Here is a 23,838-nt window from a genome sequence, read left to right as displayed (position 1 = left end):
CATACTATTTATGCCAAAACTAAATCTGCATCGCCGCGACTATGTTTCTATTTTAGGGGGCGATATCTCCGCAGACGAATTAGAAAATAAACTCCAGCCTCATTTTGAAAAGCCGGCAAAGAAGCTGACACCTAGCCCTTACCTGACAGAAAAGAATGTGACACGCCGTTGGACGGCTCTCGACAACGCAGAATCACAACAAGAGCTACTCGACCCTCATACCGAAAGTCAGATGCAAGCCTACGAAAAAAACATCGAGCACTTCGTTGGCACAGTGAAAGTGCCTGTCGGTATTTCTGGTCCGCTGCGTGTTAATGGCCTATTTGCCCAAGGTGATTACCTAGTTCCACTGGCAACAACCGAGGCAGCACTTATCGCGTCTTATAACCGAGGCTCTAAACTCATTAGTGCTTGTGGTGGTGCGAGTGCAATGTTGCTCAATGAAGGCGTAACACGAACTCCTGGCTTTGCATTCCAAGGTTTGATTGAAGCTGGACAGTTTGTGGCATGGGCAGTAACTCAGTATGAGAAGTTTAAAACCCTAGCTGAATCTACGACTTCCCACGGCAAACTGACCGATATCAATATCAACATTGAAGGCAACCATGTTTATTTGGTGTTTGAGTTTCTAACGGGAGATGCATCTGGTCAGAATATGGTGACCATCGCGACCAATGCGGTATTTGAGTACATCATAGAACACACCCCAGTTAAGCCTGACCACGCTTTCCTTGATGGCAACTTATCTGGCGATAAGAAAGCGAATACCCAAACCTTACGCAGCGTGCGAGGCAAAAAGGTCACCGCTGAGGTTAATATCCCAGCAGAACTTGTGGCTAAGTATCTACACACCACGCCAGAGAAGATGGTTCAGTTTGGTCAAATGACCACTGTAGGCGGCGCTCTTAGCGGCACTATCGGTATCAATGCCCATTACGCTAATGCACTGGCTGCACTTTACATCGCTTGCGGACAAGACGCTGCGTGTGTTGCCGAATCTGCCATCGGCATGACTCGCATGGAGCTAAACAAAGAAGGCGGTTTATACGCAAGCGTAACGCTTCCTAACCTAATGGTAGGCACTGTTGGTGGTGGTACAAGCCTTCCAAGCCAAAAAGCGTGTCTTGATTTGCTAGGTCTGCACGGCAATGGTAAATCCCAAGCCTTAGCTGAGGTTTGTGCTGCATTGTGTTTAGCCGGAGAGCTTTCCATCGTTGGTGCATTTTGCGCAGGCCACTTTTCACGAGCTCACCATAAGTTAGCTCGTAAATAACCTTTATCAATTTGGCTTGTTCGGTTTTAGTGTAAATTCAAAATCACAAGCCAATTTGAATTCGTGAGTCATACATGGATTACTTACACTTATCGAGAGTGAGCCTTAAGCACCTCACTGCCCTACACATTATGCTGAATACCCATAGCGTAACTCAAACCTCTGAGCAACTCTATGTAAGCCCATCAAGTGTAAGTAAGACTCTGTCTCAGCTTCGTGAGCTCCTCAACGACGAGCTGTTCTACCGAGATGGCACTAAACTCATCCCGACACCCTTCGCACTTCAAATCGCTCCAACGGTTCACGCGATTCTTTCCAGCATGAATGGATTGCTTCATCAGAAGAGCTTTGCTCCTGAGGAGTACCAAGGCAGCTTTTCACTCTCGATGCGTGAGAGTACTTTTGAAGTATTCGCCTCTAAGATCAGCAGAATCACCACAGAGCTTGCTCCAAAGGCCAAACTTCATATCTATTCGAAACAGCAGCTCGGGTTCGATGCTTTGCTCAGCGGCAAGGTTAATTTGATCTTATTGCCTCACGATATTTCTCAGCCACCTACCGACAACAAAGAGTTAGTGTGGGAAACGATTCTACCTGATGAGATGGTGTGCTTAATGGGAGCTCATCATCCGCTGGCACAACAAGAACTGACGGTTGAGGGCTACCTAGACTACAAACACATTGGCATCTTAGATAATGAGTTGTCGCAGCCTTACTTTGAGCAAAGCTTAGTGCAACGCCATAAGCCGAGAGAGATGGCTATTTCGGTCGCTGATTTTGGGGCAGCGGCTGTTCTTTGTCACAATACCCCTTTTCTGTTCACTTGTTCGAAACAGTGGGCTGAGCATGCGAAACAAGCGCATGGATTAGTGAGTAAGCCACTTCCCTTCGATTACGGAAAAGTGGCGTACAGCTTAGTGTGGAACAAGCCAAACATGAATGATCAAGCGATCAAATGGCTGTGTGACCTGTTTTTAGAAGCCTAGTTCTTTGGTCATTGAAGACAGAGAATATTAGGTATAAACCTCTGGCGTTTGCATCGGTCTTTGAACAATCGCATAGAGCTTGTCGTGGAAGTTTTGCATCTGTTGCTTTGTACACTTAGGCCAATCCAACGCCTCACCAATCACGCCGTGATGTTGAAAAGCATTAAGTCGAATCTGAACATCACTCGGCAATCCTTTTAAGTAATGCCCAACTTGCTCTATCTCGTCCTCAAGATCGCTCTTGCCCGGAATATGCAAAAGCCTAACTTCGTGTAACTTACCTTGTTCTGCTAAGTAGTTAATGGTCTCGACAACACGATGATTCCCTCTTCCCACTAACCAGTTATGGGTTTCTGATTGCCAAGACTTAAGATCAATCATCGCTCCATCAAGATAAGGCAACACCTTGTCCCAACCTTGTTTTAACAACGAACCATTACTATCAATAAAACACGTTAGATGCGCTAGCTGCGGATCGCTTTTAATCGCTTCAAATAGGTCAATGATAAACGGCAGCTGCATGGTCGCTTCTCCGCCCGAAACGGTAACGCCACTCAGGAAGAACTGGTTATGTCTCACCAGCTCTAGTACTTCTGAAACCGTCATCGTGGTGATTTTTGGACTCGATTTATGACCACAAACATCAATACACTGGTCACAATTAGTGCAAGCGGCTGGATCCCACATCACTTTACCTCCAATAGCACTCAAAGCGCCACTTGGGCAGCCACTAACGCAATCTCCGCAATGATTACAGTGATTGATGGTATGAGGGTTATGACAGGTTATACAGTCGAAATTGCATCCCTGTAGAAACAGCACAAGCCGATTCCCCGGTCCATCAACACAAGAAAAGGTCAGCACACGGCTGACCTTCGCTTGCTTTTCTGTCTTATTGTTATTAACCCTAGCCATTTGAGTTGTTAGATCAGAAATTGTCATAGTTAATGTGATTCGAACACCAGGTTATTCGTATGTTGGCGACATCTCTAAGCTTACCACGCGCGGTTTACGCTCTAAGATACCCGTATTTTTCGCCGCTTCAGCTCCTAAGAAAGTCGTGTTGGTGCGCGAACCTTCTTCATCGTATTTAGCGATGTCAGACAACTTAATCATGTAACCTGTCACACGAACTAAGTCGTTTGATGCAACGTTAGCGGTAAACTCACGGTAACCCGCTTGAATCGCCCCCTTACACAGGTTGAACATGGCTTCAGGATTTGACTTCACGGTTTCGTCAATGGTCAAAATGTCACTGATACCTGAGGTGTAGAATTTATGATGCCCCGCAATCGCACGAACGTAAGAGACAGGATCTGGTTCTGTTCCATAAGGGATGCGCACACCTGGAGTGACACCTTCATCTAGGCTGATACCACCCTGAGCATGCAATAGAGCCTTGCCTTCTAGGCCATATTTCACTTCAGAGCGATCAACGATCTCAGCCAGTTTTTCTGAAATGCGATGTCCAAGTTGGTTAGCTTGTTCGTCATGACCATAACGCCCCGCTTTACCCTCTTTCTCCATCAAGATATTCACGGCTTCAGCCATACCGTAGATGCCGAACATTGGTGCGAAGCGATCTTCCTCGATCAACCCCTCTTTAGTTAAGAAGCCTTCGAAGAAGTTAGATTCTTCATGCAAGAAGCGGCTGCGAGCGTTCATAAGCTCAACCATGATAGCGCTGTAGTGTGGTAACACTTGCTGTAGGAAATCGACACTGTCCTCAGACTTCAACGCCACTTGTTTCAGGTTCATACGTACTAACGTGTTTGATCCACCAGCCAGAGGCAGAGAGTTGTAACAGCTCACGATGCCAAAGCGCTTATCACCGTATGCCGCAGCGTGTGCTGGGTAGTTAGCGATGTGTGGTTTACTGCATTCACAAATATTGCTCGCAGCATGACGCAGCAAATCATCAGGTGTTACGGCTGGGTCGTACATAAAAGTAAGGTTTGGCGCAATCTGCTTCAATTCAGCATCAACTCGTAAAATAGTACGGCAGATAACGTTGTCTCTTGGCCCGATATTCACATGCATGAACGCGTCTGGCAGTGTGCGGTCTAGCATGATCCAGAATAGCTTAAGCTTTTGATAAACCTGCTCTTCTGTTAGGTCGCCAACGAAAGGCATTAACACATCATCCAACTGACCTAAGTAAACCGGAATAGATGTGACCGAAGGGACGTGATGGTACAGGATGGTAAGCATGTTCAATGCTTCATCGAAATTAGTTGCCGCGCTAAGCTCTAAATACTTTGAGCCTTGATGTAAGCATTTAGAATAGTCAGGAAGCACATAGCGCGGCTTAAATGGAGCGTGACCTTCAAACATGTCACATAGCACGCCTTGTTGTAAGGCTTGTTCTACTTCGTGACTTACCGACATGTACGGTAGGCTCGCTTCAGCTTCTAAGGCAAGATAGCTCGACTTCTGTTTTGGCGACAGGTTGGCATCTGAAATGATATTGCTAAAGCGCTGTTGTTGTTCTGAAAGTTGTGGAGAAGCAGATTGGTGGCTCATGATTAAACCCTTAGTATTGTTATGGGCTTATTCTATATCTGACGATTTAATTTCCACTAATGAAATCTATGCAACGCTACATTTCCAAAATGGAAATAATATATTTGTAATTAGTGTTTTCCAATACCCTGAAACCACACGTTTAAAACATAAGTTATCGAGGTTACTAGAAATAGAAAACCCACATAACTGGCACTAAGGCCGTTGATGTGGGTTCGGTTATTTATGTTTTAATTGGTTTGCTAAAACGTACTTTGGATTTTAGTTCTAGTTAATCACTTAGCCATAAGCTTCAAATGAACTACTTACGCCCAACGCCCATCAGCACTTTTAGCTTGCCTTGTGGGGTATCAACTGAGAAAGGTGTTGAGACTTCAACAACAGAAAATCCAGCAGCACTCAATACGTTCTCTGAACGCTCAGGGCTTACGCCGTAATCATCGCTGTCGTTTTCTAAGCACCAGTCCCAATGAACAAATGTGCCATCATTTTCGAGTAGCGTATAAATCAGGCTTACTGTGTCTTGTAGGTTCGGGATAAAGCCACAAACCGACGATGCTACTACTAGGTCGAACTGATTTCGGAATGCTGGATGCTGAGCTGCAAGCCCGCGCGATAGAATATCAACAACCGGTTCAACGTTGGATAGCTCTTTCTTGTCTAGCTCTTCAATCATCCCTTCAGACATGTCGAGTGCGATGATCTCTTTTGCTAAAGGAGATATTTTTTGGCTGAGTAGTCCTGTACCACAACCAAAATCAAGGACACGGGTTCCGTTTAAATCAACGAGCTGTGTTAACTGGTCAAATACGGACTGTGCGAATACTGCGGTCGCGGGATCTTTATCCCAATCAACGGCGTACTCGTCCCATTGTTTCGCCATCATGGCCTCCATCTTTACTTCTTGTAGGTTCGGAACCTGCCCAGAGTAAACTAAATTAGTCAATTCGTCATAGAGTTATCATGCAAAGATGGACTATTTCTAAGATAGTCAGCACAATATTCATATAATATGCACCAACAACCGCTCAATCTGGAAATGAAATGAACCTATCTCAAGTCCAAGCCTTCTGTTCTGTTGCTGATTTAGGATCAGTCTCTGAAGCTGCTCGCCAGCTAGAATGCAACCGAACCAAGCTTAGTATGTCTATCAAAGCCTTGGAGAAAGAGTTAGATGTAGAACTTTTCGTACGTAGCGGCAACCACGTCGAGCTGTCTGAAGCAGGCAAAGCCATCTATAAAGATTGCGAAGGAATGTTAGTGACCGCTGCGCGTATTAAACAAACCTGCCTCCATGTGTCCGGTGAGTTCAACGCCGAGATATGGATTGCTCGCGATGATTCTCTGCCCGATGAAATGTGGCAAGATTTATCTCACACGCTGAACAACAAGTACCCTTCTACTTCTTTCAACTTCGTTCTAGCATCAAGTGGTGACTTAGCCAACCTCGTAGAAACTCAACAAGTTGATTTTGCATTCGGTGTTGATTACGAACGTGTAGATGACCCACGAATCATCTATAACCCACTTGGTAAGATTCGGATGATGTCTGTGTGTAAGAAAGGACATGACCTGAGTGCAATGCGCCGCGTCTCCGACGAAGTATTAAGAAATTCGATGCAAGCGACCATGGTTTATCTCAACGAAAAAGATAATCCAGAGCTTGAGCCCTTCTCTCGTCGTTACATTGGTTTCTCTAGCTTTGACTTTATGCTGGATACAATTTTGCGTGAAGACGCATGGGGCGTAATGCCAGAGCCGCTGATACGTCATCTGCTGCGTGAGCAAGAATTAGCAGTAATCAAACACACGTACGGCCTAACTCAAGAAGATTACTGCATGTTTACGGCAGCAGGGATGGCAGAGCACCCAGGTATGAACTGGCTCGCGGACCAGCTGAGTGATTACTTGTTCGATTTCTAATTGAGGCTGGTTAGAAGACCATCACGTGGTCCACTAGATAACGTCCGTCTTCTTCAACTAACACCATTTCAGCAACGAATTCACCTTTGGCAATGGTGTACGCTTGCTTCCATATAAAAGCAACGGAATCAGAGCGCCTAAACACCGCAACAGGTTCGCGCTCAGCAAAAAAGCCGTTGCTGTGTTGATAATGATGACACACCTTTTCTAAATACTCAGGCGTCACTATGTCCTTCATTCGTTGAGTAAAGTCGCGACAATGTTGGGCATGATCCACATTGGTTGAGCCCTCCATCAAATTATCCATAATAGGGTTAGCGATTGCCCACAAATCGCTGTCGCTAATATCATCAAACTTCATAGCCATCCTTTCTTTCCCACTATCCCAAGCGCTAATGCCCTTCACCGCGCTATAAAACACCGCTCAATGATGTGTTTTATTAATGATAAGCGATCTTGATTCAGTTGCACACTAGTCCACGAAAACAGTCATCGTCAATTTTACTGACACCTAAAAATTAATGTAAACAACTGAATTAAAATGAATAATATAAAAAACCATGTTCTGTAACATAAACATCATCAGATAAAGTTTGAAAATCTCGCTCAATATTAGAACAATGAAATTATCAAAAACATCTGGAAAATATTATGTGTGACAGGAAAAGCCAAAACGAAAACCGAGTTCTATTGTTCTCAGCCCTTTTAGCATCAGGCTTCGCTATTGGCGGATTGGTGTTGGGTCTTCTCGTTGGCTCTCTGGTCATAGTATTTGACGGTGTCTACTCTCTTATCAGCTTACTGTTAACTTTATTGTCACTAGCTGCCTCAAAATACATTAATCGCCCTTCTGACCGTGAATTCCCGTTCGGTCGTGCGATTATTGAACCTATCGTCATCACGATTAAAGCTGCTGTCATTTTACTTGTGGTTGGTTATTCACTGTATTCAGCGATTGGCGCCTTGATGACAGGTGGTCGTGAAGTTGATGCCTCTATCGCAACTCTATTTGGTATTTTTAACGTATTGGGCTGTGGTTACGCGTGGTGGTACATCGCTAACAAGAGTAAGAGCATTTCATCTGGCTTGATTCAGGCTGAGTCTAAGCAATGGCAAATGGATACGCTATTGAGTGTCGCGGTAACAGCAGGTTTCGTCGTGGCTTGGTCAATGACATTCTCACCGTTCGCAGAGTACGCTGTGTATGCCGACCCAATGATGATGTTGCTGATGTCTTTCTACTTCATCAAAGTACCGTTCGATATGCTAAGAGAAGCGATGCGTGAGCTACTAATGATGTCGGCAAACAAAGAAATTTGTGACGCGGTAGATAAGAATGTTGTCGCGGTAGACAAAGAAGCAGAACACGATTTGGAGCTAATCGGTGTGACTAAGGTTGGTCCTGAGCTAAGAATCAACGTTGATATTCATACCAACGACCAACAAGCGATTGCGGTCGATGATATTGAACGTACGCGCCGCCAACTAAAGCGACGCCTATCTAAGATGCCATATGAGCTTCAACTGAACCTCAATATCGCGAGCTAATTCTCATCCCAGCAATCGGTAGATAAACACAATTGCTATTGAGATTGAATCTCTTCAGAAGCCGACGCCTTAACCGTCGGCTTTTTCTCTCTCGTAACCCACCAGCAAGCCAGTGAACCAATCGTCACCATATATACTCCCTGCCAAAATGTGATAGTCAGCGTTAAACCTAAAATCATAGAAGAGAGTAAGGTTGCAAAAATTGGCGTGAAATAAGACATAGTCGCGAGAAAGACCATGTTGCCACCCAATATCGCGGTATTCCAAAGCGCGTAACCCGCGCCCATACACACGCCAGCCAGAGCCAAATCAATCGCTGCACTGCTCGTCATCACCATACCGGTTTCGCTGCTCAATGCGTATTTGATCCACAAGGTGATAGCTGTAGCAATAAAGAACAGAACAATCGCATTCTGCCCTTTCGCAACTTTCTGAGTGTAGTTACAGTAAACCGCCCAGATAATCGCTCCGAAGAACGCCATCGAATAGGTTTTAGGGTTAGTCGCGATATTTGCCGCAATCTGTTCAACAGAGAGGCCTTGGTCGCCACTGATGCTCCAAGCCACACCAAAGAAAGCTAAAAAGATACTTGGGTAAACCAGCCAATTTATCTTTTTATCGCTAAGTAATACCGCAAACAGTACTGTCAGTGCTGGCCAAAGGTAGTTGATAACCGCCATCTCTAAGGCCTGATGTCGGTTATTTGCCATGCCTAGTGCCAAAGCCAGAAAGATCTCGTAGCAAACAAACAGCGCGCCACCAATCAACAAATAAGACTTTGAGAAGCGTTTAAGCTTAGGTAACCCCATCACGCAAACCAAAAACAGTGAGCTCACTGTATAAAGGCTGGCTGCGCCGCCAATTGGGCCTAATTGCTCTGACACACTACGAGACAACGCAATTAAGCAGCTCCAAAGTAAAATGGCAGCAATGCCGTAGCAGCTATGGCGATGAGATTTCAGCACGCTTATTCCTTCTATTTGTTATGAGTGATTATCGTGGCAGCTTAAAGCATAAATACGCTTGAGTACCACAATCGAAAAGTGAAACCTGTAGAAATTAAGTAGCCGAGCACAGAATTGTACTCAGCTATTAGGGCGTGTTGAACTTCCGTGGTTAAGTTTTGTTCGAGATAAAAGCGTTTTAATCGCAGCGAGGTAGAAGTAGCCTAGTCATTCTAACTAAACCTCCCTCAACAAAGAGTAAAACGCTTTTAACCGAACCCTCCGGGCAGCGTTTGCTGGCCATTTCTACTGCGTTATCGGCTTCTCATGTAGGCTAGCTACACATCAAAGCCTCTGCCTTGTATAAATACCCAGCAACTCACTGCAAAAATCAGCTCGAAAGACCAACACGCCCTAGTGATCAACGAATAAAGTAATAGTTACCGAATAAAGCTAAAGTCAGTGAGCCGTTACGCTAGCAGAAGCGCTTGCAGCTCAGACAGAGACTTCACTTGGTAATGAGGGTTAATACCTTCTGGCGTCGCCTTTTCTTGACTGTTTAACCAACAGGTCTCGATACCAAAGTCTAAGCCACCTAAAATATCAGAGTGTGGGTTATCACCCACCATCAAAATGCGCTGCTTTGCTGGCAAGCCAACCAGCTTGTGTGCATGTTCAAAGATCTCAGCATCTGGTTTAGCAACGCCGACTTCTTCAGAAATGATCACATGCTCGAAGTAATCCGTCATGCCAGTGCGCTCTAAACGGATCGATTGCAGCTCAGTGAAGCCATTGGTAATAATGCCCATGTTCACTTTGCCTTGTAACGATTCCATTAGCTCTTTTGCACCTGGTAGCAAAGAACAGATGTCCGCCATTGCTGTTAGAAATGCGCTGTTTAATTCTGCAGTTGTTGTTTCTAACTTTTCAGCCCAGCTTTCGAAGCGTGTGTGCTTCAGTTGATCAGCCGTAATTCGGCCATCTTGATAATCAACCCATAGTGGTAGGTTAACTTCTTGATAAACGGAATAATCCTGCTCGCTAAAATCCACACCAAAACGTGAGAACATTAGCTTCATTCCTTGAAAAGCGTCAAAGTGGAACAAGGTTTCATCCGCATCAAAGAATATCCAATCGTACTTCATTATCTGTCCTATTATTCGCGCTATCGAGCCGTGTTTATATTTTGTTCTTTCCTAACCTCACGGTTAAGTGTGCATTCTACTACCATTTTTGTGAGCCTGAATATAGTTCTAAGAATTTATAGAAAACAAGCAACAAGTCATGATGTATCGCAAATTTTGCCACATATTAAACCAATACCATAAAGGAAATACACGAACTGTACCGGGAGGTACTATGAAGCACTTCTTACCGTCATCCGTCATGCTCACCCCATTCCTGGTCAAATACTACGATGAAGAGCCACAAGAAGCGTCAGATTCGCCTGAGCAATCAGAAACTCAGGTCGAGTGCAGTACTGATTCTGTTCAAGAGCGAACAGAAGAAGAACGAGAACCGGCACTGTCTGAATAACCTTTATTTTTCATGGTTATAGAGCAACATACTGGCTACAAATCTATCAATTATTCGCTATCCATAACTGACAATATACACATCAGAAAACCATAAAAACGATTGCTATATGAGCCCCATCACAACCAATAACCAGAAAGTGGTAGTTCGAAATCAAAGTTGTTCCAGATCAATGGTCGACCAGTTGTTTGCCGACAACATAGAGCCAATTAAAAATCATAATTAACCGGAGTTTTCCAATGTCTAGTGCATTTTACATCCCTACAATCAACTTCATGGGTACTGGCTGTTTAAAGGATGCTGCAGATAGCATTCAGTCTCAAGGCTTTAAAAAAGGTCTTATCGTAACCGATAAAATCCTAAACCAAATTGGCGTGGTTAAGCAGGTTCAGGACCTTCTTGGCGAACGCGGTGTGGATGCTGTGGTATTCGACGGCACTCAACCAAACCCAACCATCACAAACGTAAACGATGGTCTTGAGCTGCTAACAAACAACGACTGTGACTTTGTTATCTCTCTTGGCGGCGGCTCTCCTCACGACTGTGCAAAAGGTATTGCACTTGTGGCTTCTAACGGCGGCAAAATTGCAGATTACGAAGGTGTCGATCAATCTGAAAAACCGATGATGCCCCTGATCGCGATCAACACAACTGCGGGCACAGCGTCAGAAATGACACGTTTCTGCATCATCACTGATGAAGAGCGTCACATTAAGATGGCTATCGTTGATAAGCACACAACACCGCTTATTTCAGTAAACGATCCTGAGCTAATGCTTGCTAAACCTGCATCATTAACTGCTGCAACGGGTATGGATGCGCTAACACACGCAATCGAAGCTTACGTTTCTATCGCAGCGACACCAATTACAGATGCAGTCGCAATTAAAGCCATTGAACTTGTACAAGCACACCTAAGAACAGCAGTCGCACACGGCGAAGACATTGAAGCTCGTGAGCAAATGGCTTACGCACAGTTCATGGCGGGTATGGCGTTCAACAACGCATCACTGGGCTATGTTCACGCGATGGCACACCAACTAGGTGGCTTCTACAACCTTCCACACGGCGTATGTAACGCTATCTTGCTACCACACGTTCAACGCTACAACGCGCAAGTTTGTCCTGAGCGTCTACGTGATGTTGCGAAAGCAATGGGCGTGAATGTTGAAGGTATGACACCAGAGCAAGGTGCAGAAGCAGCAATCGAAGCGATTGTTCAACTAGCAAATGACGTGAATATCCCAACAGGTATCGCGCAACTTGGTGCGAAACTAGAAGACATTCCTACATTGTCTGACAACGCACTGAAAGATGCATGTGGTTTTACTAACCCTAAACAAGCGACTCACGAAGAAATCTCTGCGATTTTCGAAGCGGCAATGTAATCTAACGTGAAGTCACTGATAAGCTAACCAACAAACGGGCTCACTTTCAGAGCCCGTTTTCTTTGCCTGCCATACCCGATTCAAACCTCTGTTTTAAATAACTACAACTCCAGTTAAACATCATTAAAAGTCGCATTGTTGTAACTGCTTAGTTATAGTCAAACTATTGATACATAGAATGACAAACAGGTTCCATTGAGTCGTTGGATAGTTAGCACTTCATTATTGGCATCACTCGCTACCCACTCTGCTCTTGCAGAGGAAACGGATGATTGTCACAGTCAGCCGTTAGAAGACACGCGTGTCGAAAAAGCCTATCACTACCTAAATAGCAAATTTTGCCAACCAGCCCTATGGTTCGATAACTTCTTCGTTGATGACCGTATTACCGAAGACGCCAGAGCCGGAACCTCTGTACGTTGGTACAATGATTTCATCTATTCTGAAGGTGGTGACGTTGATTATTCCACCAAGCTAAACGCTCGCTTACATTTACCCTTTGTCAGTAAAAGACTAAAGCTAATCTACGAGCCCGTTGGTGATGAAGAGTTCTTAGACTTCTTCCCACAAGACTCTGAAGAGTTAGAGAATGCACTTGGCCTTCGTTATGACGCCTATGCTAAGGGTTACAGTAGTTTCAATATCAAAGCGACATTGCGCCCAAGAATAGAGGCTCGCTATCGTTTTACCTACCCACTCACCACAGATGCAGTATTCCGGCTGACTCAACGTGTGTATCAAGAGAAAAGAGAGACGGGAGAGATCACTGATATCGATTTTGATCTTTCATTAAGTGACGATTTCTTAGCGCGTTGGTCTAACTTTGCAGGCTACAACGATGACCTCAAAGGCTGGGAGTATGGTACGGGAATCACCTTGTATCATTACCTTTCCCAAGACCAAGCTCTGCAATACAGCGCCACGATAACCGCGACTAGCGAGCCATATAACCACTACGAATACTCGCAAGTGTCGGTCACCTATCGAGAGAATGTATGGAAAGAGTGGCTATTTTACGAAATCATTCCGCGCTACCAATGGGAGCGCGAACCATACGAAAAGCATACAAAAGAGGCCAATATCACGCTTCGAATCGAAGTCTTATTCAACAACGTATAGCGGTTAGATAAGCTTGAGAAGACAAACCAAGAACCAAAAAAAAGCACATCAAATGATGTGCTTTTTGGTTTCAGATAAAGGTTAAACCAAATTCTTAACCTTTGTAATTTCTTACTCGTGCCGCTTCTGCTTCGCGTTTATCTACCACTGTTTTACCGATTGGTGCCAGTGAGATAACCGCTAGCTTAAGGTGCTGAATCGCAAATGGAATACCGATGATGGTAATGAAACACGCCACCGCTGACATGATATGACCAATTGCAAGCCAAATACCTGCAAACAAGAACCATATGATGTTACCGATCATACCTAATGGGCTTGTCCCGATATCCATTTCATTAGTGAGTTCATCACGAGAAATGGCTTCTTGACCAAATGGAAAGAACGAGAAGTTCCCCATAACGAAACACGCTCTGCCCCACGGAATACCAACGATGGTAAGGAATGCAAGCAGCCCAAAGAACCACCAGGCCAATCCCATAAATACGCCACCGAACAGAAACCAAATGATGTTACCTATTGTTTTCATTCTGTATTCTCCAACTCTCTGAATGCTATTAAATTACTATGCCAAATAAGGCAGTACTTGTTTCAATAGGTTCATTATTGTTGAGCCTTTATGAACCGTTTATGAATCAACGCAATTTTCTGTGTTTGATGCACGCCACGAAACACTAAATCCACATAGGGCTCTTTCAATTTATTTGATACCATTCAGTTCTAACTAAAGCGCAGACTCAACAACGAATTTAAGGTCGAAACTATGAACAATACAGAGCAACCTAAAAAGAAAATGAAAAACTGGGTGCCTATCGTCTTCTTCGGAGTTCTTAGCACCGTTCCAGTATTCATGTTCCTAGTCGACGTGTACATCAACCAATATATGTAACACTCACCGCTATCTCTGTCTGAATGAATACAAGCAAGCCCGCCTGTATTCATTCTAATAAGCACTCCTCACGACATTCAATTCAGCTTCTCTGCACTCAAATCAGAGCTTCGCTAATCAGGTCCAAGACATCGATCAGCTCATGATCCGGTAGGTTTAATAAGTTATCCCCCACATACCACTCAATCTTGCATTGATTCGGTAACTCACAGATCGCTGGGTTTCCTATCCATACCTTATGCTTACTTGCGATATTGTCTCTTAAAGCAACCCCGTCTTCGTAGCTCACAGGTAAATAAAGATGAAGCATGTTCGCTTGCGGTTGTTGCGGGTTCACTTTGAATTGAGGGTAGTCCAATAAGATTTGGTAGATTTGTTTCGTACGTTCAAACAAAGCAGGCATCTGCGCTAGTCGTTGATCGAACTGCATAGCTGCCGATACAACATAAGGCGTACGATGATAAACATTACCGCCTTGTCGTTTCATCCAAGCTGATGCCTTGGCTACAAACGCTTTATCACCCAACAACAGTGAGCCACCAAGTCCGTTTAACCCCTTGTATAACGAGACATAAGCGCTATCAAACCCCTTTGCGATTTCAATGTAAGGTTTTTGGTAATATGCACCACACTCCCACAAGCGCGCGCCATCCATATGCAGATGAATGGATTGTTCGTTGCAATACTGCTTAATCGCTTCGAGTTCTTCCCATTCTGGTAGCTGACCACCAATTTCTCGCATCGGTAACTCGTAAAGCGCTGCTGCAATTTCATCTGGCCACGCTTTCAAGTCATCGACATTCCAAGTACGAAACACATTGCCCACTGGCAGCACATTAAAGCGGTTCTGGAGCTGATACCCTTGGCGCTCATGACGTAAGATATGACTCGATTCGTGCATCGCAACCAGCGGGTTTCTTTTCTCTTGGCAGGCGATCTCTAACGCTGTTGGTTGATTCATGGTACCTGTGATTACAAACACAGCCGCTTCATAGCCAAGCAACTCTGCAACTTTGGCTTCAAAGCCTTCGATGAACTCGCCATCTCCGTAGGTATCGTGATGTATGTTGTGCTCTTCACACCATTCAGCCATCTGAGCAAATGTTTGTGCCGGAGTCGGATCTAAGTGACCAGAAAGAAACAAATTACACTGTTTACGCAAGTCCATGCTCATACTTTTTCCTTTATTCATTGTTGTTCTATGTAGAGAGATTGAATTATTTACGTTCGCTACCAACGTTGACATAAAATACGCTTATTCGCTTTTATTATTCACGAATAATTAGTTTTACTTAGTCGTAGGGTGAAGGTAAGAAAAACACCTAAATCAGAGCGTGTTTTATATAATTAAGTACTCGATAAACCTATGTATCTAAATAGATAAGTATGGGCTAGTTCGTTGTTCTTCAATCATTCTTCTATTATTGTATATCTATAATTCCAATAAGCATTATTCGTTAACGGACAAAGAGGGCTTTATGTCGAAAAATCGAGTCTTGGTGCTATTCGCCCACCCTTCTCAGCATCGCTCTGAAGCAAACAAACCCTTATTCGAACAAGCCAAGCGTATTGACGGCGTGACCTGTGTTGATCTCTACGCTGAATATCCAACATTCAAAATTAACATCGATCGTGAACAGAAACGCCTGTTGGACCATGACATCATCATTTTCCAATTCCCACTTTATTGGTATTCAACGCCGGCAATTCTAAAAGAGTGGCAAGACCTTGTTCTTGAGTATGGTTTTGCCTACGGCACAGATGGCAACGAGTTAGAAGGTAAGAAATTACTTTGCAGCATTACTGCGGGGGGTAAAGAGGATGCCTACCAAACTGACGGCTACAACCATTTTACCATTCGTGAGCTACTCCACCCTCTTGAACAAACCGCTGCTTTGTGTGGTATGGAATATTTAGCACCTTATGCGCTATTTGGCTCGCGAACCGCCTTGGAAGAGAACCGCATCACCGGGCATGTTGAGCGCTATAAGTTTTTGTTGGAGTCGCTAGTCTCGGGCAATATTGACTACAAAAAAGCAAAAAGAGTCGCGAAGTTAAACCACTACCTCGACGAAATCATCAACAAGGACTAAAGAATGACTGGATATTTTTTACAAGCCTTTATCTACTTAGTCGCCGCCGTGATCGCGGTGCCGATAGCTAAGCGTCTTGGCTTAGGCTCAGTACTGGGATATTTAATCGCAGGTGTGGTTATCGGACCAATCATTGGCCTTGTGGGTGAAGAAACCACCACCATTCAACACTTTGCCGAATTCGGCGTGGTAATGATGCTGTTCTTGGTTGGTCTTGAGCTCGAACCTAAGATGCTATGGGCAATGAGAAACCGCTTGATGGGGCTTGGTGGCTTACAAGTAGGAGGCACAGCAGCTATTGTAATGGGCATTGCTCTAGCCTTTGGCCAACCTTGGACTATAGCTCTCACTATCGGCTTAATCTTTGCGTTGTCATCGACAGCGATTGTACTGCAAACATTCAACGAGAAAGGTTTATCTAAGACTGAAGGCGGTAAGAATGCCTTCTCGGTTCTTTTATTCCAAGATATTGCCGTTATCCCGATGCTGGCATTCATTCCTCTGTTGGCGTTACCAGAATTAATCGAAGCTGCACAAAGCGCGGTCACTTCAGCTTCTGACCACCATGAAGAGTTAAGTCTGGTTGCTGGTCTGCCTGGTTGGGCTTATGGACTTGTGATTACGGCATCTATCGCGATTGTGGTTGTTGGCGGGCACTTCTTAAGCCGCCCACTTTTCCGCTTTGTCGCAAGCTCTGGTTTACGTGAAATCTTCACAGCGACCGCACTGATGCTGGTCATTGGTATTGCTGCGCTGATGAGCCTTGTCGGCTTATCGCCTGCACTAGGCACTTTCCTTGCGGGTGTGGTACTAGCGAACAGTGAATTCAGACACGAGCTGGAATCGAACATCGATCCGTTCAAAGGACTGCTGCTTGGCCTGTTTTTTATTACGGTAGGTGCGGGAATCAACTTCGATGTTCTATTCAATGATTTCGTCCTAATCATCGGGCTAACTCTGGGTGTCATGTTACTAAAAGCAGCTGTGCTTTTTACCTTGGCATTGATTTTCAAAATCAAGAACAGCGATCGTTGGCTATTTACACTGAGCTTGGCGCAAGCCGGTGAATTTGGGTTCGTACTATTAAGCTTCTCAGCGCAAAACCACGTATTGCCGGCTGACATTGTTCAAACGCTATCACTAGTGGTTGCTCTTTCGATGTTCTTAACGCCAGGCCTGTTTATTCTCTTTGATAAAGTGATTCTGCCTCGTTACGAGCAAAAGTCGAATGACCGTGAAGAAGATACCATCGAAGAGAAAGGTACAGTAATCATTGCGGGGATCGGTCGATTCGGTCAGATCGTTAACCGCTTATTAGTATCGAATGATGTTAAAACGGTGGTTCTGGACCATCAGGCTAACCAAGTAGATGTACTGCGCTCTATTAATATTAAGTCTTACTTTGGTGATGCGACTCGTCACGACCTATTACACACTGCGGGTATCGAAGAAGCAGCAATGCTTGTTGTGGCTATCGACAATCAAGACTCTAGCGTGGAGCTGGTCAAGTACGTTAAGCACACCTACCCTAAAGTAAAAATCTTAGCTCGTGCGTTCGACCGTGGTCATAGTTACCGCTTGAGAGAAGCTGGCGCTGATTTTGTGGAATCAGAAACCTACCACTCAGCACTAGAAATGGGCGCACAAGCCCTACGCTCGTTGGGTCACCATCCATTCTTCGTAGAACAGCAGAAATCGACCTATCAACGTGTTGAAAGCCGTAAGTCTGAAAAGCTATTCAAAGCTTGGTCGGAAGCAGAAGACAATCCAAGGTACGACAACAACTATCGACAGATATTTATTCACCTTGAAGAAGCAATGAAAGAAGACATGAAGAAAGACCGCTCCGATAAGCACTCTCGCTCAGAGCGTGGTTGGACACCGCCTCCAAAAGGTTATGCAGACGGTTTTGAGGAAGAGGAATCATAGACTTAGATTCTTAAACCCAATTAAAAGCGGCTATTTGGCCGCTTTTTCTTTATCTATTGCCCCTAAATACCGCAAACAAGCGCCATTTATTGACATCTAGGCGGACAATAATCACGATTAATGTGATCAGGTTATAATTTTTAATCTCGACCCTCTCTTCAAAAATGAATTCACTTTTTACATTTTTGAAATATACCCACCCTGCATAAACCACACTAAAAACACGGCTATATATGCACTTCCTTTAACTATACTGAACTCAGCTAAAATCCTAATAACCAGTTTCAGGGCGTTGAACACCATTGCATATATCAAAACCGACCTTACTAACCAATAGTCAAACATTCGCACAATCAATACCTGAAGTATCTGATTCACAAATCAAAGCCACTCCAATTAACATAAATGTTTCAAAGAGTGTCTGCCGTTACAATTTGTAATGAATTGAAGTTGTCGGTATAGTCCTGCCATCAAAAAAGTGAGACCTATGCGCTCACCTTAAAGGAGATATAATAATGATCACTAATGATGCCGTAATTATGGGCATGTTAGCTGTTATTCTTGGCGGTGTATTTATCACGGAAAGTAGCCAAAACAGCGCACTGAAAAAATTCTATTCATTCATTCCAGGCCTATTGCTCTGCTACTTTGTTCCTTCATTGTTGAACAGCTTTGGTATCATCGATGCGTCAAACTCAAAACTATACTTCGTAGCAAGCCGCTATCTACTACCAGCGGCACTGGTTCTACTGATCATTTCAGCGGACCTTCGTAAGATCTTTGGTCTTGGCTCAAAAGCCGTCATCATGTTCCTGACTGGTACTGCAGGTATTATCATTGGTGGCCCTCTGGCGATTCTGATCATCGACCAAGTAAACCCTGACCTTGTCTCTGGTGACGTATGGCGCGGCCTAACGACAGTAGCAGGTTCTTGGATTGGTGGCGGTGCAAACCAAGCTGCTATGAAAGAAGTATTCGAGGTAAATGATAAACTGTTCTCTGCAATGATTACGGTTGACGTTATCTGTGCAAACATCTGGATGGCAGTGCTACTGATTATGGCTGGTCGTCAGAAGAAAATTGACGCATGGCTAAAAGCTGATACTTCTTCAATCGAAGAGCTGAAAGAAACGGTATCGAAATACCAAGAAGAAAACGCTCGCCCGACAACAACAACCGATCTCATGAAGATCGCTGGGATTGCCTTTGGTCTAACAGGCCTTGCTCACTTCTTCAGTGACTTAATCGCACCATGGATCTCAACGAATGCTCCAGAACTAGCAAAATACAGCCTAACATCAGGCTTCTTCTGGCTAATCGTTATGGTAACAACGTTCGCGTTGATCGCTTCGTGCTTCAAATCGACACGTAGCCTAGAGCACAGTGGCGCATCGAAAATTGGTTCAGCGTTTATCTATATCCTGGTTGCTACCATCGGTATGCAAATGGACGTTACAGCAATCTTTGACAACCCAGGTTACTTCTTCATTGGTATCACATGGCTAACTATCCATGCCCTGCTCATGATTGCGATGGCGAAAATCATTCGTGCACCGCTGTTCTTCATGGCAGTAGGTAGCCAAGCTAACGTTGGTGGCGCGGCATCGGCTCCTGTAGTTGCAGCAGCATTCCACCCAGCATTGGCTCCAGTAGGTATCTTGATGGCAGTACTCGGTTACGCATTAGGTACATACGGCGCTTACATCTGTGGTCTAATCATGCAGGCTGCTGCGGGTTAATTAAGCCCCTACCAACCTCTTAAAATACAAAACCCCGATACTGAGTGAACAGTATCGGGGTTTCTTTTTATATCCAGAGAAGCAACACATTGTTAGCGTATTTATTCATCTCCACTCATTTGAATGAGGATTTGGGATGCGACTTCTTTATTTTCAACAAGGTCAGCCAAGGTATATTGGTCCATCGTTGAAAAGAAGCTCTCCATGGCCTCGGCTAATGCTGCTTTCAACTTACACTTTGGTAATAAAACACACAGTGAGCTTAAGCAGTCCACGCCATCGGTATGTGGCTCTAACTCTCTCATCACACGACCAATTCTTACCTGCTCAGGTGAAACCGCAAGGCGAATACCCCCGCCTTTACCTCTTAAAGCCTCGATATAGCCGAGCTTCTTAAGTTGGCCAATCACCTTAACCATGTGATTCTGTGAGACCTTGTAGACTTGAGAAACTTTAGGGACACTGCTCAGTTCATCTTTAGGTAAACACGCAAGATAGATTAATGTTCTTAACCCATAATCGGTAAAACTGGTAATTCTCATGCTAAGGCTCCTTTGTGCCCACCAATTTTATTACTGAGTTTTAAATTTACCTAACTGTTTCACAATGTTTTCTGTGGCTTCCGTTAGCGATCGCCCCTGTCGCTCCAGTTCACTGCAATCTTGAGCATTAGAACTCGACAAAGTTTGAAGTGCTTCAATCTCGTGACTTACTTCACTCACGAGTTGGTTAACCTGGCGAATATCCACATTATCTTCATCTGAATCTTGTCCAATCAAGTTCAAAATCTGACTAATATTGGCACATGCGGTGTCCAATTCTTGCTGACTCGTTGTTGTATAGTCCGAAAGCGTAAAAATAGCCGACGCTTGATCTTCCATTTGTTTACCTGCATCTACAACAGCTTCTGATATGCCGTTGATGATTTGGTTAATCTCATCAAGACTATCCTGTGTGGACTTCGCCAAATTTCTTACTTCATCAGCCACAACCGCGAAGCCTCGACCGTGTTCTCCTGCTCTTGCAGCTTCAATAGCAGCATTCAATGCCAGTAAATTCGTTTGATCAGCCAGTGTATTGATCACCGAAACAACGCTACCGATAGACTGTGTCTGTTGTGAAAGCTCTTTAAATTTACTCTGCAGTTGGTTATTGCTCTCAATATATTTATTTAGATCATTCACCATGGCTCCCATCGTTTGGTTAGAAGCTTCAAGCCCAACTTGGGTATGTTCGACTTGAGTGCGAGTCTCTTCTGCTTTCTCTTGAAGTGCTAGAGAAGTTCGATCCAACGTTTCTACACGATCGTTCAAGACATTAACTCGGCTGTCCTGCTCTTGAATCCGCCCTGATATATTTTGCGACTTAATCTTTAAGAGATCTGCAATACTGTCTGATTTAGCGGCCTGCTCTTGAATATCGATTAACGCATGTCTCACGTTGGTTCGGAATGTATTAATCACACTCAAAACTCTGTCCATTTCACTGTTGTATTTACTATTCACATCACAATCAACGGAAAGATCTTTTCGCTCGAAGTTCTTCATATATTGAGTGACATGATTGAGTGAATCCACTCCCCAGAACTTTTCATCGAGATCGTGGATAATCAAGAAAACAACGATAACATATTGAATTATCTGGGATACCAGAGCATCAGTAAGAAAAGTAGCGTTGATAAAAAGCAATAATGTCCCTAACCAGTGAATGAACCTCATCCGGATAAAAAGTGAACGCATAGCAACCCTTAATTTTCATTGATAGATAGTCTAAGTTAGATAAAGCGAAGATGAGCACGTATAAGCGAGGCTACCCACACAGTTAGATTTAATCATAACCTATATTTTAAATACATATTATTAAACATGCATTTTCAATGCAAGTTATCAATTGCCTTTATTTCAATATCATAGATACAAAAAAGCCAGTCATTGACGACTGGCTGAGTAGATTGCTTTCCTTACAAATGAGATGTTCGATTAGGTTCCTCAACTGGAAGATGGTTAGTACCTGATGCTACAGGTTACTCATGATGTAGTGAAAACACGGAATCAAGATCATCTGTAGCCCTAGAAAAGCCAGCAGGTATTGAAGAGTTTCATTTTTGGATTTCTCAATCTTCTTATTCACATACGATTGAGAGACGGGATCGATTTCATTAATTGAATCTTTAAATGCTTTGGCAAGCAACACCGCTCTCTTCTCTGGAACGCCTGCACTGATCAGTGTGTTAGATAGTTTTCTGACGTCTACTCGTACCATTTTATACACCAATAATTAAATTAAGTGCTTGAAATCTATCATAGAGAACATGCTCCATCTCACTTCAAAAAGAATCGTTTGTTTTAAGTTTATTCTTGGTTTCAGCCTGTTTTATTTTCATTATCTTTTAGTATCGGTATTTGCAGTTAGCTCCGATTTATTGATGCACAGATTAGTTAATGTTCAGACTAGCTAAACACTTGTTAGAAAATCATTGATTTATACGAACACGTCTATCCAGTTATATTGGTTGTCGAAGTGATTAACAAGGTGATGACGATGAACGAACTCGATAGATACTGCGAACAAATCAACCTAGAACTAACAGAGCAAGATGTTACTCGCCTTGGTTGGAACAAGACTATGTTTAGTAAGCGGGTTGCTACGCTCTCAGCTGTGTCTTTATTTGCTTTTTGGCTAACTTATTGGTTTTAATAAAAAAGGCCAAACGACAACCGTCTAGCCTCTCTTCGAACCAGCTAAAACAAGATTAATCGAACAAAGATGCCAGTTTGTTTTCAACGACTGGGCTGATATTAAAGCTCAACATGAAGTCCGGACGTGTCTTTTCGTCTTTCTCGATATAGTAATTGGCTTCAATACCAAACTTCCAAGGACGACCGTTCAACACCGTTGTTTTACTTACGCTAAAATTCAACGGAATTTCAGCCTGATCTTTATTCCAATCATACGAGAGTGTCGGCGCTGAGCCTATCGTCCACCCTCCTTCCAGTAACTCTACCCAGAACAATTGCGTAGACGTCTTGTTGATACGAGTATCAGAGTGATCCGCACCATTGCCAGACACACCATAAAGGTGGCTTGGGAACACACCAACAACGCGTTCAGCGCTCACTTTGCCGTACATAAATTCAGGGCCAATGGCAAACTGATCCGCCGTAAGCTCACTACTGCCGGTTGGTAACGAAGCAAATACACCAAAAGCAGCGATGGTCCCACCTTCCATTTTGGGCGCATAAGCTAGATCAAAAGAGATATCGCTTACTCCCGACTGGCCCATATGTTGGGAACTTGTCGGCGTATTCACATTGAAATCATTCTGAACATAAGAGATAGCCGGGCGAAAAATGATTTTATCGCCGTTCTCCATAGGGAAAGGTAGCGTAGGCTGCAGAACCGTAGCAAAACTGTCCCCTCCTCCGTCATATCCACCAGAGTATTGAAGTTTTAAGTTAAGGCTCGCGTAAGCCGTGTTCGGGTTTGCAAGTTCCTTTGCTGCCTGCTCTGCTGTTTGATTACTTTCTTCATTAGCAATCGCGACAGTAGACGTTAATAATAATCCACTCATTATTACAGCAAGTGATTTACAAGCCATTAAGCCCTCTCTAAATATAAACGCTGTGTATTTACGCGTATTTTAAAGATTGCCGATATTCAAAATAGCCATTAGGCGACATGGGGATTTGTTCGTTCTCCAAAAGTAAATTACCACCTTCTAAAGAAGGTGGCTTTGTGTGAGCCCCCTAAAAGGGGGCCTTTGTTTAGTCCAACGCCAGTTGCTGCTGCTCCACGCGCTCTTTTTTCTCTTGATGTCTTACATAGCGTCGAATGATTTCTTCATTAACCCCTACGCTATCGACAAAATAGCCCCTTTGCCAAAAGTGGTTACCCCAGAGTTTGTTTCTCCTTAAATATGGAAATTTACTAAAGAGTTTTAAAGCTATT

Annotated in this window: 25 protein-coding genes; 12 read left to right on the top strand and 13 right to left on the bottom strand. The window is 43.9% G+C overall.

Annotated elements, in window-relative coordinates:
• Positions 1-10 precede the first annotated feature (10 nt).
• Together L1D55_RS22665 and L1D55_RS22660 are read left to right on the top strand one after the other, a co-directional pair.
• Positions 11-1,273 (top strand): hydroxymethylglutaryl-CoA reductase, encoded by a 1,263-nt coding sequence (locus L1D55_RS22665; RefSeq protein WP_239918948.1) that lies wholly within the window; start codon positions 11-13, stop codon positions 1,271-1,273.
• A gap of 74 nt (positions 1,274-1,347) precedes the next feature.
• On the top strand, positions 1,348-2,259 hold the full coding sequence (locus L1D55_RS22660) for a LysR family transcriptional regulator (protein WP_239918947.1): 912 nt from the start codon (positions 1,348-1,350) through the stop codon (positions 2,257-2,259).
• Positions 2,260-2,286: 27 nt separating this feature from the next.
• On the opposite strand, the gene L1D55_RS22655 is transcribed toward L1D55_RS22660, so the two are convergent.
• From L1D55_RS22655 to L1D55_RS22645, 3 genes are all read right to left on the bottom strand, one after another.
• Positions 2,287-3,201, bottom strand: a complete 915-nt coding sequence (locus L1D55_RS22655; protein WP_239918946.1) for a YjjW family glycine radical enzyme activase — start codon at positions 3,199-3,201, stop codon at positions 2,287-2,289.
• A gap of 24 nt (positions 3,202-3,225) precedes the next feature.
• Positions 3,226-4,782 (bottom strand): YjjI family glycine radical enzyme, encoded by a 1,557-nt coding sequence (locus tag L1D55_RS22650; RefSeq protein WP_239918945.1) that lies wholly within the window; start codon positions 4,780-4,782, stop codon positions 3,226-3,228.
• A 301-nt stretch (positions 4,783-5,083) separates the two neighbouring features.
• Positions 5,084-5,665 (bottom strand): methyltransferase, encoded by a 582-nt coding sequence (locus L1D55_RS22645; protein WP_171368354.1) that lies wholly within the window; start codon positions 5,663-5,665, stop codon positions 5,084-5,086.
• Positions 5,666-5,826: 161 nt separating this feature from the next.
• On the opposite strand from L1D55_RS22645, the gene L1D55_RS22640 reads away from it, so the two are divergent.
• Positions 5,827-6,705 carry a LysR family transcriptional regulator gene (locus L1D55_RS22640; RefSeq protein WP_063522763.1) on the top strand — a complete coding sequence of 293 codons (879 nt, stop codon included), beginning with the start codon at positions 5,827-5,829 and terminating at the stop codon, positions 6,703-6,705.
• 10 nt (positions 6,706-6,715) lie between these two features.
• On the opposite strand, the gene L1D55_RS22635 is transcribed toward L1D55_RS22640, so the two are convergent.
• Positions 6,716-7,066, bottom strand: a complete 351-nt coding sequence (locus L1D55_RS22635) for a hypothetical protein (protein WP_008218874.1) — start codon at positions 7,064-7,066, stop codon at positions 6,716-6,718.
• Positions 7,067-7,356: 290 nt separating this feature from the next.
• Here L1D55_RS22635 and L1D55_RS22630 point away from each other — a divergent pair, with 290 nt between their 5' ends.
• On the top strand, positions 7,357-8,253 hold the full coding sequence (locus L1D55_RS22630) for a cation diffusion facilitator family transporter (protein ID WP_239918944.1): 897 nt from the start codon (positions 7,357-7,359) through the stop codon (positions 8,251-8,253).
• A 35-nt stretch (positions 8,254-8,288) separates the two neighbouring features.
• Here L1D55_RS22630 and yddG read toward each other — a convergent pair whose 3' ends face one another.
• Together yddG and yjjG are read right to left on the bottom strand one after the other, a co-directional pair.
• The gene (gene yddG, locus L1D55_RS22625; RefSeq protein ID WP_239918943.1) at positions 8,289-9,218 is read right to left on the bottom strand and encodes an aromatic amino acid DMT transporter YddG; all 930 of its coding nucleotides are present in this window, start codon (positions 9,216-9,218) and stop codon (positions 8,289-8,291) included.
• Positions 9,219-9,667: 449 nt separating this feature from the next.
• The gene (gene yjjG, locus L1D55_RS22620; protein ID WP_239918942.1) at positions 9,668-10,342 is read right to left on the bottom strand and encodes a pyrimidine 5'-nucleotidase; all 675 of its coding nucleotides are present in this window, start codon (positions 10,340-10,342) and stop codon (positions 9,668-9,670) included.
• Between the two features lie 214 nt (positions 10,343-10,556).
• On the opposite strand from yjjG, the gene L1D55_RS22615 reads away from it, so the two are divergent.
• From L1D55_RS22615 to L1D55_RS22605, 3 genes are all read left to right on the top strand, one after another.
• A complete protein-coding gene (locus L1D55_RS22615) occupies positions 10,557-10,733 on the top strand; it encodes a hypothetical protein (protein ID WP_239918941.1) in 177 nt (58 codons plus the stop codon).
• A gap of 239 nt (positions 10,734-10,972) precedes the next feature.
• Positions 10,973-12,121, top strand: coding sequence for an L-threonine dehydrogenase (gene yiaY, locus L1D55_RS22610; protein WP_239918940.1), 1,149 nt, complete (start codon positions 10,973-10,975; stop codon positions 12,119-12,121).
• A gap of 195 nt (positions 12,122-12,316) precedes the next feature.
• Positions 12,317-13,240, top strand: coding sequence for a hypothetical protein (locus L1D55_RS22605; RefSeq protein ID WP_239918939.1), 924 nt, complete (start codon positions 12,317-12,319; stop codon positions 13,238-13,240).
• A gap of 94 nt (positions 13,241-13,334) precedes the next feature.
• Here L1D55_RS22605 and L1D55_RS22600 read toward each other — a convergent pair whose 3' ends face one another.
• Positions 13,335-13,769 carry a YccF domain-containing protein gene (locus L1D55_RS22600; RefSeq protein ID WP_004740303.1) on the bottom strand — a complete coding sequence of 145 codons (435 nt, stop codon included), beginning with the start codon at positions 13,767-13,769 and terminating at the stop codon, positions 13,335-13,337.
• 234 nt (positions 13,770-14,003) lie between these two features.
• On the opposite strand from L1D55_RS22600, the gene L1D55_RS27600 reads away from it, so the two are divergent.
• Entirely contained in the window at positions 14,004-14,129 is a 126-nt protein-coding gene (locus L1D55_RS27600; protein WP_008218887.1) for a hypothetical protein, read from the top strand.
• A 97-nt stretch (positions 14,130-14,226) separates the two neighbouring features.
• On the opposite strand, the gene L1D55_RS22595 is transcribed toward L1D55_RS27600, so the two are convergent.
• Entirely contained in the window at positions 14,227-15,303 is a 1,077-nt protein-coding gene (locus L1D55_RS22595) for a beta-eliminating lyase-related protein (RefSeq protein WP_239918938.1), read from the bottom strand.
• A gap of 304 nt (positions 15,304-15,607) precedes the next feature.
• Between L1D55_RS22595 and L1D55_RS22590 the strand changes: the two genes are divergently transcribed.
• The 3 genes from L1D55_RS22590 (at position 15,608) to L1D55_RS22580 (ending at position 19,890) form a co-directional block, all read left to right on the top strand.
• Positions 15,608-16,222: an NAD(P)H-dependent oxidoreductase gene (locus L1D55_RS22590; protein ID WP_239918937.1), complete on the top strand. Its 615-nt coding sequence runs from the start codon at positions 15,608-15,610 to the stop codon at positions 16,220-16,222.
• A gap of 3 nt (positions 16,223-16,225) precedes the next feature.
• Positions 16,226-18,151 (top strand): monovalent cation:proton antiporter-2 (CPA2) family protein, encoded by a 1,926-nt coding sequence (locus tag L1D55_RS22585; RefSeq protein ID WP_239918936.1) that lies wholly within the window; start codon positions 16,226-16,228, stop codon positions 18,149-18,151.
• 515 nt (positions 18,152-18,666) lie between these two features.
• Positions 18,667-19,890, top strand: coding sequence for a DUF819 family protein (locus L1D55_RS22580; RefSeq protein ID WP_239918935.1), 1,224 nt, complete (start codon positions 18,667-18,669; stop codon positions 19,888-19,890).
• Positions 19,891-19,991: 101 nt separating this feature from the next.
• On the opposite strand, the gene L1D55_RS22575 is transcribed toward L1D55_RS22580, so the two are convergent.
• The 3 genes from L1D55_RS22575 to L1D55_RS22565 all read right to left on the bottom strand — a co-directional run bounded on the left by L1D55_RS22575 (position 19,992) and on the right by L1D55_RS22565 (position 22,152).
• Positions 19,992-20,432: an Rrf2 family transcriptional regulator gene (locus L1D55_RS22575; protein ID WP_239918934.1), complete on the bottom strand. Its 441-nt coding sequence runs from the start codon at positions 20,430-20,432 to the stop codon at positions 19,992-19,994.
• Positions 20,433-20,462: 30 nt separating this feature from the next.
• Entirely contained in the window at positions 20,463-21,578 is a 1,116-nt protein-coding gene (locus tag L1D55_RS22570; protein ID WP_239918933.1) for a methyl-accepting chemotaxis protein, read from the bottom strand.
• A 328-nt stretch (positions 21,579-21,906) separates the two neighbouring features.
• Positions 21,907-22,152 (bottom strand): hypothetical protein, encoded by a 246-nt coding sequence (locus tag L1D55_RS22565; RefSeq protein ID WP_239918932.1) that lies wholly within the window; start codon positions 22,150-22,152, stop codon positions 21,907-21,909.
• Between the two features lie 279 nt (positions 22,153-22,431).
• Here L1D55_RS22565 and L1D55_RS22560 point away from each other — a divergent pair, with 279 nt between their 5' ends.
• Complete coding sequence (locus tag L1D55_RS22560; RefSeq protein ID WP_239918931.1) at positions 22,432-22,587, top strand: hypothetical protein; 156 nt, start codon at positions 22,432-22,434, stop codon at positions 22,585-22,587.
• Between the two features lie 55 nt (positions 22,588-22,642).
• On the opposite strand, the gene L1D55_RS22555 is transcribed toward L1D55_RS22560, so the two are convergent.
• On the bottom strand, positions 22,643-23,488 hold the full coding sequence (locus tag L1D55_RS22555; RefSeq protein ID WP_345772795.1) for a hypothetical protein: 846 nt from the start codon (positions 23,486-23,488) through the stop codon (positions 22,643-22,645).
• Positions 23,489-23,654: 166 nt separating this feature from the next.
• Positions 23,655-23,838 (bottom strand): transposase (locus L1D55_RS22550; RefSeq protein WP_239918929.1); only part of this gene is annotated, 184 nt, incomplete at its 5' end.

Source organism: Vibrio sp. Isolate22, from assembly GCF_022398115.1.
Lineage (GTDB): Bacteria > Pseudomonadota > Gammaproteobacteria > Enterobacterales > Vibrionaceae > Vibrio.
The sequence above is the reverse complement of the archived record's forward strand: the minus strand, read 5'-3'. Positions and strand labels throughout refer to the sequence as shown.